The 11,323-nt window shown below is 49.3% G+C and carries 11 protein-coding genes and 2 pseudogenes; 8 read left to right on the top strand and 5 right to left on the bottom strand.

The window, feature by feature from the left end:
• From ACJHX7_RS21330 to ACJHX7_RS21315, 4 genes and pseudogenes are all read left to right on the top strand, one after another.
• A pseudogene (locus tag ACJHX7_RS21330) lies at positions 1 to 832 on the top strand (RHS repeat-associated core domain-containing protein); the annotation flags it as partial.
• Between the two features lie 347 nt (positions 833 to 1,179).
• Entirely contained in the window at positions 1,180 to 1,722 is a 543-nt protein-coding gene (locus ACJHX7_RS21325) for a hypothetical protein (RefSeq protein ID WP_032170719.1), read from the top strand.
• 103 nt (positions 1,723 to 1,825) lie between these two features.
• Positions 1,826 to 1,951 (top strand): annotated as a pseudogene (locus tag ACJHX7_RS21320) (hypothetical protein); the annotation flags it as partial.
• A gap of 159 nt (positions 1,952 to 2,110) precedes the next feature.
• Positions 2,111 to 3,247, top strand: coding sequence for an ISAs1 family transposase (locus ACJHX7_RS21315; RefSeq protein WP_104888892.1), 1,137 nt, complete (start codon positions 2,111 to 2,113; stop codon positions 3,245 to 3,247).
• Between the two features lie 30 nt (positions 3,248 to 3,277).
• Here ACJHX7_RS21315 and yafV read toward each other — a convergent pair whose 3' ends face one another.
• The gene (gene yafV / locus ACJHX7_RS21310; RefSeq protein ID WP_001118041.1) at positions 3,278 to 4,048 is read right to left on the bottom strand and encodes a 2-oxoglutaramate amidase; all 771 of its coding nucleotides are present in this window, start codon (positions 4,046 to 4,048) and stop codon (positions 3,278 to 3,280) included.
• 180 nt (positions 4,049 to 4,228) lie between these two features.
• Between yafV and ivy the strand changes: the two genes are divergently transcribed.
• A complete protein-coding gene (ivy, locus tag ACJHX7_RS21305) occupies positions 4,229 to 4,675 on the top strand; it encodes an Ivy family C-type lysozyme inhibitor (protein ID WP_001308392.1) in 447 nt (148 codons plus the stop codon).
• Positions 4,676 to 4,717: 42 nt separating this feature from the next.
• Here ivy and fadE read toward each other — a convergent pair whose 3' ends face one another.
• Positions 4,718 to 7,162, bottom strand: a complete 2,445-nt coding sequence (fadE, locus tag ACJHX7_RS21300; protein WP_094029784.1) for an acyl-CoA dehydrogenase FadE — start codon at positions 7,160 to 7,162, stop codon at positions 4,718 to 4,720.
• 239 nt (positions 7,163 to 7,401) lie between these two features.
• Here fadE and lpcA point away from each other — a divergent pair, with 239 nt between their 5' ends.
• Complete coding sequence (gene lpcA, locus ACJHX7_RS21295) at positions 7,402 to 7,980, top strand: D-sedoheptulose 7-phosphate isomerase (protein ID WP_000284050.1); 579 nt, start codon at positions 7,402 to 7,404, stop codon at positions 7,978 to 7,980.
• A gap of 115 nt (positions 7,981 to 8,095) precedes the next feature.
• Entirely contained in the window at positions 8,096 to 8,863 is a 768-nt protein-coding gene (locus tag ACJHX7_RS21290; RefSeq protein WP_000333380.1) for a class II glutamine amidotransferase, read from the top strand.
• Here the strand turns inward: ACJHX7_RS21290 and dpaA are convergent.
• The 3 genes from dpaA to dinJ all read right to left on the bottom strand — a co-directional run bounded on the left by dpaA (position 8,834) and on the right by dinJ (position 10,271).
• Positions 8,834 to 9,574 carry a peptidoglycan meso-diaminopimelic acid protein amidase gene (dpaA, locus tag ACJHX7_RS21285; protein WP_001225679.1) on the bottom strand — a complete coding sequence of 247 codons (741 nt, stop codon included), beginning with the start codon at positions 9,572 to 9,574 and terminating at the stop codon, positions 8,834 to 8,836. The genes ACJHX7_RS21290 and dpaA overlap by 30 nt on opposite strands.
• A 155-nt stretch (positions 9,575 to 9,729) precedes the next feature.
• Entirely contained in the window at positions 9,730 to 10,008 is a 279-nt protein-coding gene (gene yafQ, locus ACJHX7_RS21280) for a type II toxin-antitoxin system mRNA interferase toxin YafQ (RefSeq protein WP_000615978.1), read from the bottom strand.
• Between the two features lie 2 nt (positions 10,009 to 10,010).
• The gene (dinJ, locus tag ACJHX7_RS21275; protein WP_000729709.1) at positions 10,011 to 10,271 is read right to left on the bottom strand and encodes a type II toxin-antitoxin system antitoxin DinJ; all 261 of its coding nucleotides are present in this window, start codon (positions 10,269 to 10,271) and stop codon (positions 10,011 to 10,013) included.
• A gap of 209 nt (positions 10,272 to 10,480) precedes the next feature.
• On the opposite strand from dinJ, the gene ACJHX7_RS21270 reads away from it, so the two are divergent.
• A complete protein-coding gene (locus tag ACJHX7_RS21270; protein ID WP_094029783.1) occupies positions 10,481 to 11,230 on the top strand; it encodes a C40 family peptidase in 750 nt (249 codons plus the stop codon).
• Positions 11,231 to 11,323: the final 93 nt, after the last annotated feature.

Below are 11,323 nucleotides of genomic sequence, written 5' to 3'. Positions count from 1 at the left end.
CATCAATGACAAACTGCGCGGTTGCCTGGTGTTCAGCTATGACCGCAGCGGCTGGCTGACCAGCCGCACGGGTCAGATGTACGACCATGACCATTATTATTACGACAAAGCGGGCAACCTGCTGACGGATGAATATCAGGGAGCGGTGCCGGATAACCGCCTGCCGGGCTACGGGCGTGACCGTTACCGCTATAACGAATGGGGCGAACTGACAGAGCGCAGAGACCAGCAACTGGAGTGGAACGCGCAGGGCCAGTTAACGCGGGTCATCAGCAGCAACAGCGAGACGCGGTATCAGTATGATGCGCTGGGCAGGCGTATCAGCAAGGCGACATATGGCCGCCATACGGACCGGGGAGAACGAAGCCGGACGACGTTTGTGTGGGAAGGGTTCCGGCTGTTGCAGGAGACAACGTGGCAGGGAAAGCGGACATACCTGTACGACGCGGAACAGCCGTACACGCCAGTGGCGGCCATCACGGGGCGCGGAGAGAGTCAAAAAATCTGGTATTACCATACGGACCTGACGGGCACGGTGCAGGAGGTGACCGCGGCGGACGGGACGCTGGTGTGGGCAGGCTACCAGGCGGGATTTGGCGAAAACCGGGGCGACATCAGCAACAGCGGGGCGTACTTTGAGCAGCCGCTGCGGCTACCGGGGCAGTATTATGATGAAGAGACGGGGCTGCACTATAATCTGTTCAGGTATTATGCGCCGGAGTGCGGGAGGTTTATCAGCCAGGATCCGATTTCGATCCGTGGCGGGCTGAATCTTTACAGGTATGCACCTAATCCTTTAAGTTGGTTTGATCCTCTTGGTTTAAGTAAAACTCAAGATATGGTTAATGATGCCCATAGCCAGTTGGATGTGGGTTCTCAATCAAGAAAAACAACAGCAATAGGCGTCGATTCTGATGGGAATTATCATATAGCATCAAATAATGATACAGTGCCAAGATCTCAACGTGTTTGGGCAGAAAATAATGGTGTTAATGTTGTGAACGGTGTTGGTCATGCAGAGGAAACCATAATGAATAATGTATCTAATATTGAACATATAGATGCTTCCAGGCCGGTTTGCATTGATTGTGAAAATATGATGAAAAGCAAAGGAGTGACAACAGACACCTCAATGTCTGGTAAAAAAAGTAGAAATCGTATGGGGTCAGGAGATTGCTAATGGTTAGTATATTAAATGAATATGGGGAAGATTTCTTAAAAAAGGTGGTTGATTTCTCTCCAGAAAAAAAGTTAATGCTTGGGTTAATCTATATTAACAGACAAAAGAATCTTGTTTTGTTATTTGATAAGATTTATCACACTAAACTACATGATTTTTTTTGTGATTATATACAGTATGGGATTGATATTATAGTTGAAGGTAAGTCTATTATTATTGATACAAATGAGATATATTCTATAATACCTGATGCAGATGATTATTCAGAAAAAGAATGCTCTTATGTTCAAAATGCTTTATTGTCTCTGTATTATTTGTTCGAGTTTTACATAACGAAAGAGATTGATTTTTTTCAGCAATCATTAGACATGGTGTTGGAAAATGTAGATGTGATTTCTTATGGCAAAGATAAGGTATATGATGAGAGAAAAGTTTTCTCGCATGAAGTTCAGGTTTTAACGGATATTTCTGATAAAGTGAATTTATATTGGGGGAATTTGCATGATTTAGTTTGGAATGAAGATGAATTATCTCCATTATGATTTCTATTAGTAGGGAAATGTTATTACATACTTTTGAGTTGTCTTGACCAGATAGCGGAGGTCACGCTCACCCCTACGGAGGTAGGCGGATACGTTGTGTTTTGGATATGACCGCAGCGGCTTGCTGACCAGCCGCACGGGTCAGATGTACGACCATGACCATTATTATTACGACAAAGCGGGCAACCTGCTGACGGACGAGTATCAGGGAGCGGTGATCAGGGAAAGATCACGTAACGCTGCTCAGGGAAAGATCATCAGAAGTACACTTTTTGTACTAAGTAATTCGCATTTTATGTTTAAAAATTTAGATATTCCTCATTACCTGAAGCTGTTTTTTATTGCGTATACATGATCAAATACTCCTTACATAATTAAGGAGAACAAAATGGAACTTAAAAAATTGATGGGACATATTTCTATTATCCCCGATTACAGACAAGCCTGGAAAGTGGAACATAAATTGTCGGATATTCTACTGTTGACTATTTGTGCCGTTATTTCTGGTGCAGAAGGCTGGGAAGATATAGAGGATTTTGAGGAAACACATCTCGATTTTTTGAAGCAATATGGTGATTTTGAAAATGGTATTCCTGTTCACGATACCATTGCCAGAGTTGTATCCTGTATCAGTCCTGCAAAATTTCACGAGTGCTTTATTAACTGGATGCGTGACTGCCATTCTTCAGATGATAAAGGCGTCATTGCAATTGATGGAAAAACGCTCCGGCATTCTTATGACAAGAGCCGCCGCAGGGGAGCGATTCATGTCATTAGTGCGTTCTCAACAATGCACAGTCTGGTCATCGGACAGATCAAGACGGATGAGAAATCCAATGAGATCACAGCTATCCCAGAACTTCTTAACATGCTGGATATTAAAGGAAAAATTATCACAACTGATGCGATGGGTTGCCAGAAAGATATCGCAGAGAAGATACAAAAACAGGGCGGTGATTATTTATTCGCTGTAAAAGGAAACCAGGGGCGGCTAAATAAAGCCTTCGAGGAAAAATTTCCGCTGAAAGAATTAAATAATCCAGAGCATGACAGTTACGCAATGAGTGAAAAGAGTCACGGCAGAGAAGAAATCCGTCTTCATATTGTTTGCGATGTCCCTGATGAACTTATTGATTTCACGTTTGAATTGAAAGGACTGAAAAAATTATGCGTGGCAGCCTCCTTTCGGTCAATAATAGCAGAACAAAAGAAAGAGCCAGAAATGACGGTCAGATATTATATCAGTTCTGCTGATTTAACCGCAGAGAAGTTCGCCACAGCAATTCGAAACCACTGGCACGTGGAGAATAAGCTGCACTGGCGTCTGGACGTGGTAATGAATGAAGACGACTGCAAAATAAGAAGAGGAAATGCAGCAGAGTTATTTTCAGGGATACGGCACATCGCTATTAATATTTTGACGAATGATAAGGTATTCGAGCCAGGGTTAAGACGTAAGATGCGAAAAGCAGCCATGGACAGAAAGTATCTGGCGTCAGTCCTTGCGGGGAGCGGGCTTTCGTAATCTTTCCCTGGCCCTAAACACAACCCCCACTCACCACAACCTAAACTCATCCGCATCCTGCCATGCCGGAAACTTTTCTCTATATTCCCGCAATGCCATCATCGACAGCTCCGCATCAATGCGCGTTGCCTGATGCGCGTCGGCGGTGGCAATAATCTCGCCTTGTGGATTAATCACCCGGCTGTCACCGCGATAATGGCAGCCATTGCCATCGCTGCCGACGCGATTACATCCCGCCACATACGCCTGATTCTCAATCGCGCGGGCTGTCAGCAATGCCTGCCAGTGCAGAGAGCGCGGAGCAGGCCAGTTGGCGACGTACAGGGCGAGGTCATAATCGTTGAGATTGCGCGACCACACAGGAAAACGTAAGTCGTAGCACACCAGCGGCAAAATACGCCAGCCGCGCCATTCCACAATTACTCGCGCATTGCCCGCTTTATAATGCAGATGCTCATCTGCCATTCGGAACAGATGACGCTTATCATAAAAATGTACCGTGCCGCCCGGCTCAACCAGCAAAAAGCGGTTAACCGAACCAGACTCCGTTTGTAATGCAACACTGCCTGCAATCAGCGCATTGCACTGCTGCGCCTTAGCTGTCATCCAGTTCACTACGTCATCTTGTGCTAGCGACGAAGCTGCCGCTTCCATGGCAAAGCCGCTGGTAAACATCTCCGGTAGAACGATCACATCGCGCCCGGTAATACCTTCCAGTTGACGATCAAAATGGCGCAGGTTGGCAGGGCCATCCATCCACACCAGTGGTTGCTGCAAAAGCGTAATCTTCAAACCAGGCACGGTGTACAACTCCTTTATGCGAAGGGTTTTATAACTCTAACACCTTATCAGGCAGTTGCCTTAGCGCAGAATAAATTGATAACAAATGCTGATATTGGAAATATCTGATTTGCAAATTATCGTGTTATCGCCAGGCTTTAGGAGGTTAATAACATGGGCAGGATAAGCTCGGGAGGAATGATGTTTAAGGCAATAACGACAGTCGCCGCTCTGGTCATCGCCACCAGTGCAATGGCGCAGGATGATTTAACCATTAGCAGCCTTGCAAAGGGCGAAACCACCAAAGCTGCGTTTAATCAGATGGTGCAAGGGCATAAGCTGCCTGCCTGGGTGATGAAAGGCGGTACTTATACCCCTGCACAAACCGTAACGTTGGGAGATGAGACGTATCAGGTGATGAGCGCGTGCAAACCGCATGACTGTGGCTCGCAACGTATCGCTGTGATGTGGTCCGAGAAATCTAATCAGATGACGGGGCTGTTCTCGACCATTGATGAGAAAACGTCGCAAGAGAAACTCACCTGGTTGAATGTGAACGATGCGCTTTCTATTGATGGTAAAACGGTGCTGTTCGCGGCGTTGACCGGCAGCCTGGAAAACCATCCGGATGGCTTTAATTTTAAATAATTAGCGGATAAAGAAACGGAGCCTTTCGGCTCCGTTATTCAATTACGCGGCTTCAACTTTTCGCACTTTCTCCGGCAACTTTACCGGCTTCGTCGCCAGCTCTTCCGGATCAAAGTCATCAACATTAATACTGCGCAGACGGCTTTCTTCAGCTTTCACAAGAATAGCGGCTTCATCTTTATCAATCAGCCCCTTCGCCAGCGCGTTATGCGCCAGTTCATCCAGACGGGTAAACGGCAGGTTTTTACCCAGCTCTTTACAGATCCGCTGATGAATTGGGTCGGCGGCAATCACATCCACCAGCGCCTCTTCCAGTAAACCAACCGGGTTATGCTCGCTCGGCGTCAGGTACTGACCGCGACCAATACGTGAACGGGTGGCGTTCGGCACTTGTAAAATCTTCGCCACCTTATGATCCAGCTTATCAGAAGGTGCCAGATAATGACGTCCGGTCGGGAAGATCACCACATTCAGCAGCCCTGCAACCACGCGGCTCGGGAAGTTTTGCAGTAAATCATCCATCGCCTGTTCAGCCTGATACAGCGCATCCTGTACGCCCCAGTGCACCAGCGGCAGGTCGGCTTCATTACGGCCTTCGTCGTCATAACGCTTCAGAACGGCAGAGGCGAGGTAAAGCTGACTTAAAATATCCCCCAGACGTGCCGAGATGCGCTCGCGACGTTTCAGGCTGCCGCCCAGCACCGCCATCGAGACATCAGAAAGCAGGGCGAGGTTGGCGCTCAGGCGGTTAAGATGCTGATAGTAGCGTTTAGTGGCATCGCCGGTTGGCGTGCTGCTGGTTAAACCGCGCGTCAGGCCCAGCCAGAAGCTGCGAACTTTGTTGCTACCGACGTGACCGATATGTTTGAACAGCAGTTTATCGAACGCGTTAACGTCATTGTTCTTCGCCGCTTCCATCTCTTCCAGCACGTACGGATGGCAACGAATCGCCCCCTGGCCGAAGATCATCATACTGCGGGTCAGAATGTTGGCCCCTTCAACGGTGATGGCAATCGGTGCGCCCTGATAAGCACGGGCCAGGAAGTTGCTCTGCCCGAGCATAATGCCTTTGCCACCAGTGATATCCATCGCATCAATAATCGACTGCTGCCCACGGTGGGTACAGTGATACTTAACGATAGCCGACAGCACGGCAGGTTTTTCACCGAGCATAATGCCGTAGGTAATCAGCGATGCCGCAGCATCCATCACGTAGGCATTACCGGCAATACGCGCCAGCGGCTCTTCAATCCCTTCCATCTTACCGATAGAGATTTTGAACTGACGGCGAATGTGCGCATACGCGCCCGTTGCCAGTGCTACCGATTTCACGCCGCCGGTTGAGTTGGAAGGCAGGGTGATGCCGCGGCCTACCGAGAGGCACTCCACCAGCATCCGCCAGCCTTGCCCGGCCATTTTCGGCCCGCCGATGATGTAATCGATCGGCACGAAGACATCTTTACCGCGCGTCGGTCCGTTCTGGAACGGTACGTTCAGCGGGAAGTGGCGACGACCAATTTCCACGCCCGGCGTGGTGGTCGGGATCAGCGCACAGGTAATACCTAAATCTTCTGCACCGCCGAGTAATTTCTCCGGGTCGGAGAGTTTAAACGCTAGCCCAAGCACGGTCGCAATCGGTGCCAGCGTAATGTAACGCTTGTTCCAGGTCAGACGCATGCCCAGCACCTGCTGGCCCTGCCACTCGCCCATGCAGACAATCCCGGTATCCGGAATCGCGCCCGCATCGGAACCCGCTTCCGGGCTGGTCAGTGCAAAGCAAGGGATTTCCTGACCACGCGCCAGACGCGGCAGATAGTGATTTTTCTGCTCGTCAGTGCCGTAATGTTGCAGCAGCTCGCCCGGACCTAATGAGTTCGGCACGCCGACGGTAATCGCCAGGATCCCGCTCACGCCGGAGAGTTTTTGCAGCACGCGAGACTGGGCATAAGCCGAGAACTCCAGCCCGCCGTACTCTTTTTTGATGATCATAGCGAAGAAGCGATGCTCTTTAAGATACGCCCACAGCTCCGGCGGCAAATCCGCCAGCTCATGGGTAATCTGGAAATCATTCGCCATCCGGCAGGCTTCTTCTACCGGACCGTCGAGAAACGCTTGCTCTTCAGCGGTCAGGCGCGGCTGCGGATAGTTATGCAGCTTTTTCCAGTCCGGCTTGCCCTGGAACAAGTCGCCCTCCCACCAGGTGGTGCCCGCATCAATCGCTTCTTTCTCCGTGCGCGACATCGGCGGCATCACCTTACGGAAACCGCGAAATACCGGCACGGAAATCATCGACTTACGCATAGGCGCAAAGTTAAATGGCACGAGGATAATGGCCAGAGGCACCAGTACCCACGCCGACCACAGACCCGCAACGCCGAGGGCGGCTGTCCAGGCGAGCAAAATCAGACTGCTGATAAATAAGCTCACGCGGTGATAGAACAACGCGCCGAGCAGGACAACCGTAGCGAGAATACTCAAAATCATCATAACGAAAAGCCCCTTACTTGTAGGAGGTCTGACCACTTGTGATGATATGGTTGTAGTGGATGTGAAAACATTTAGCAATGTGTTTACAATATAATTACAACAAAGCTCACATTGTTGCTGTTTTTATCCGCACTTCAGGTCAAAAAGTCCTGGTCATAGCACCTGCCCGTACTTCTCGCTTTTGGCGGTATCCGGTACACTGCATTTTGTCTATTACATTTATGCTGAAGGATATCCTCATGTACCAGGATCTTATTCGTAATGAACTGAACGAAGCGGCGGAAACGCTGGCTAACTTTTTAAAAGATGACGCCAATATTCACGCCATTCAGCGCGCGGCGGTCCTGTTAGCAGACAGCTTTAAAGCCGGTGGCAAAGTGCTTTCCTGTGGCAACGGCGGCTCCCATTGCGACGCTATGCACTTTGCCGAAGAGTTGACCGGTCGCTACCGTGAAAACCGTCCGGGCTACCCGGCGATTGCCATTTCTGACGTTAGTCATATTTCCTGCGTCGGTAACGATTTTGGTTTCAATGATATTTTCTCCCGTTACGTTGAAGCGGTAGGTCGCGAAGGCGATGTACTGCTGGGGATCTCCACCTCCGGTAACTCTGCAAACGTGATCAAAGCGATCGCGGCGGCGCGTGAGAAGGGGATGAAAGTGATCACCCTGACCGGTAAAGACGGCGGTAAAATGGCTGGCACAGCGGATATCGAAATTCGCGTACCGCACTTTGGTTATGCCGACCGCATTCAGGAGATCCACATTAAAGTGATCCATATCCTGATCCAGTTAATTGAAAAAGAGATGGTTAAGTAAGGTCTTTTCTCCCTTTCAGGGAGAGGGCCGGGGTGAGGGTAACAGCCTGAACCTTTGTACTTTTTAATCAATCTTCGCCGGGGGCCATGCGCTCCCGCTGTTGTGGAGGTTACCCATGTGCGAATTGCTCGGGATGAGCGCCAACGTCCCTACCGATATCTGCTTTAGTTTCACCGGACTTGTACAGCGTGGTGGTGGAACCGGGCCACATAAAGATGGCTGGGGCATCACCTTTTACGAAGGTAAAGGCTGTCGCACATTTAAAGATCCACAACCCAGCTTTAATTCCCCCATCGCCAAACTTGTCCAGGACTACCCGATAAAATCCTGTTCGGTTGTGGCTCATATTCGCCAGGCCAATCGGGGCGAGGTGGCGCTGGAAAATACTCACCCGTTTACCCGCGAGTTATGGGGACGTAACTGGACTTATGCCCATAACGGGCAACTGACGGGGTACAAATCACTGGAAACCGGCAACTTCCGCCCGGTCGGTGAAACCGACAGCGAAAAAGCCTTTTGCTGGCTCCTGCATAAATTAACGCAGCGTTACCCGCGCACACCGGGCAACATGGCGGCAGTGTTTAAATATATCGCCTCACTGGCGGATGAACTGCGGCAGAAGGGCGTTTTCAACATGCTGCTTTCTGACGGGCGCTATGTAATGGCGTATTGCTCGACTAATTTACACTGGATCACCCGCCGCGCGCCGTTTGGCGTGGCAACGTTGCTGGATCAGGATGTGGAAATCGACTTCAGCTCGCAGACCACACCGAATGATGTGGTCACGGTGATTGCAACACAGCCGCTGACGGGCAATGAAACCTGGCAAAAGATTATGCCAGGCGAATGGCGCTTATTTTGCCTCGGGGAGCGTGTAGTTTGATGCCAGCTGTGGCTGCACAACTTCGTGGCTTAACGGCTTGCTGACCACGTAACGGCCATTGACCACAGAAACGGTCGGTGGCTTACGGGTTTGCTCAAAGTAGTCGTAGCCCGGCTTCAGTTGCTCCCAGAAGTCCTTAAAGTTGGAATATTTATGGCGCTTCATATTGGCGTCGGTCATGCGGAACGGGTAAATACTCACTTGCACGCTCGGCTGACCAAAAACCAGCGCACCAGTAACGAACTGGAAGATCTCATCAATACCCTGATTGGTCATCGCGTAGCAGCCGATGGAAACACAATCGCCGTGGATCATCAGATATTTCCCTTCATAACCATGTGCACGGTCATAGGCATTGGGGAATCCAATATTAATCGCTTTGTAGTAACGGCTGTCTGGTTTTAACTGATTACGCTGGACGCTATAAAACCCTTCCGGGCTTTTGAAATCGCCCTGACGCTGTTTTGGCCCTAAGCCGCCGGAATATTTACAGATTTTATAGCTGTCGAGCAGTTGATATTGCTCGCCCATTTTGACGTAGAGATCGAGCGTACGTTCTTCCTTGAAGATCTGGATGTAGACAGGGGATCCCATCAACTGCTGCTTATACTCTTTGCTCACTGGCGTGGTCGAGCTACTGCTGCCCAGCAAACCGGCAAACGAAACGCACGGGATCAACAACATCGCAAGAATTAATGCGATTTTACGCATACTGCTTATTCCTTGATAAAACGGTTACACACGCCAGGACGGCAAAATGGATCCCAAATCGGAATAGTCTGGATTGGGAAGGCTCACATTATCACCAAAAGAGTTTTACGCAAGCCTGTCGGCGCAGGGTTTACAAATTTCATCGGCAGCGGGCTTTACCCAAAGAGCGCCGCGTGAGTTCCAGTTCTCTCAAATCGTAAAAGTTTATCGGTAAGTTTGTAAATCAGGATCCAGTCCGGTTCGACATGAGCATCGCGATAACCTTTCCATGAACCTTGCAGCGGGTGGTCTTTATAAACAGCTGGAAGCAGTAAAGTATTATTGATAAGAAGCGTCATAAGATATTTCAATTTATTCATATCCTTATGACGCTTTTGTGCAAGTTTTACATCCTTTGAAAATTGTCCCGAGTATTCAATATCCCTTTGAATCATATTTAAATTCCTAATTTATCAAATAAATCATCGGCGTCTTTGGCCTTATGAACACCAACGCCAGCTTCGCTGTTTTTGATTGATTGAATAGTTAATTGATTAGGCTCGCGTAAATCAAACGGCAATGCCTTTTCACGCGCGACTTTTGTGAGGGTTATGCGAACCAGGTCAGAGATGGTCAGCCCCATCCCGGCCAGTACGTCCGCCGCCTGATTCTTCAGATCTTCATCGATTCGGGCGCGAACAAACGCGTTAGCAGCCATTGGGGTATCTCCTGTGCTGTATATTTATTCAGCTTGAATTGTAGCTCAAATGAGCAACAGCGACAATCTATGAGTAATTTAATAAACGGATGTTTTTACATAATTAACTGAAATATATTTATTAATTTTATAATAATGGTTTATTAAGTTTGTTCAGGTACGGGCCGGGATACACTGCAACATCAATGCATGACCAGCCATTATTGAGTATGTCCTTGCCGTCGATTCCCTCTTTTGTGTTGTCGGGATTATTGTTGCTTTGCTTGCCGTTTTCTTCATTTGCCAGCGCCACCACATCACATATCTCTTTCAGCTACGCCGCCCGCCAGCGGATGCAAAACCGTGCGCGTTTATTAAAACAGTACCAAACTCATCTGAAAAAGCAGGCCAGCTATATTGTGGAAGGCAATGCCGAAAGCAGAAAGGCGCTGCGCCAGCACAACCGCGAACAGATAAAACAGCATCCAGAATGGTTTCCTGCGCCGCTCAAGGCGAGTGACAGACGCTGGCAGGCGCTGGCGGAAAACAACCACTTTTTAAGCAGCGATCACCTGCATAACATCACCGAAGTGGCGATTCACCGCCTGGAGCAGCAGCTTGGCAAGCCTTATGTCTGGGGCGGCACGCGGCCCGATAAAGGCTTCGACTGTAGCGGGTTGGTTTTTTATGCCTACAACAAGATCCTTGAGGCGAAGCTCCCGCGCACAGCCAATGAGATGTATCACTACCATCGGGCAACGATTGTGGCGAACAACGACCTGCGCCGGGGAGATTTGCTGTTTTTCCATATTCACAGCCGCGAGATAGCCGATCATATGGGGGTGTATCTGGGAGACGGTCAGTTTATCGAGTCACCACGTACCGGCGAAACCATTCGGATAAGCCGGTTAGCTGAACCTTTCTGGCAGGATCATTTTTTAGGCGCGCGGCGGATTTTGACGGAAGAGACGATTTTGTAGGACGGAGAGGGCGTTCACGCCGGATTCGGCAATTGTGCACCGATGCCTGATGCGACGCTGGCGCGTCTTATCATGCCTACAAATCTGTGCGTT

This window comes from Escherichia sp. WS1451 (genome assembly GCF_046487365.1).
Lineage (GTDB): Bacteria > Pseudomonadota > Gammaproteobacteria > Enterobacterales > Enterobacteriaceae > Escherichia > Escherichia coli.
The sequence above is the reverse complement of the archived record's forward strand: the minus strand, read 5'-3'. Positions and strand labels throughout refer to the sequence as shown.

Bases quoted from the DNA above. Each gene is read 5' to 3' on its own strand.
- lpcA (WP_000284050.1), top strand. From the start codon at position 7,402: ATGTACCAGGATCTTATTCGTAATGAACTGAACGAAGCGGCGGAAACG.
- fadE (WP_094029784.1), bottom strand. From the start codon at position 7,162: ATGATGATTTTGAGTATTCTCGCTACGGTTGTCCTGCTCGGCGCGTTG.
- ivy (WP_001308392.1), top strand. From the start codon at position 4,229: ATGTTTAAGGCAATAACGACAGTCGCCGCTCTGGTCATCGCCACCAGT.
- yafQ (WP_000615978.1), bottom strand. From the start codon at position 10,008: ATGATTCAAAGGGATATTGAATACTCGGGACAATTTTCAAAGGATGTA.
- ACJHX7_RS21290 (WP_000333380.1), top strand. From the start codon at position 8,096: ATGTGCGAATTGCTCGGGATGAGCGCCAACGTCCCTACCGATATCTGC.
- dinJ (WP_000729709.1), bottom strand. From the start codon at position 10,271: ATGGCTGCTAACGCGTTTGTTCGCGCCCGAATCGATGAAGATCTGAAG.
- ACJHX7_RS21315 (WP_104888892.1), top strand. From the start codon at position 2,111: ATGGAACTTAAAAAATTGATGGGACATATTTCTATTATCCCCGATTAC.
- ACJHX7_RS21270 (WP_094029783.1), top strand. From the start codon at position 10,481: ATGTCCTTGCCGTCGATTCCCTCTTTTGTGTTGTCGGGATTATTGTTG.
- ACJHX7_RS21325 (WP_032170719.1), top strand. From the start codon at position 1,180: ATGGTTAGTATATTAAATGAATATGGGGAAGATTTCTTAAAAAAGGTG.
- dpaA (WP_001225679.1), bottom strand. From the start codon at position 9,574: ATGCGTAAAATCGCATTAATTCTTGCGATGTTGTTGATCCCGTGCGTT.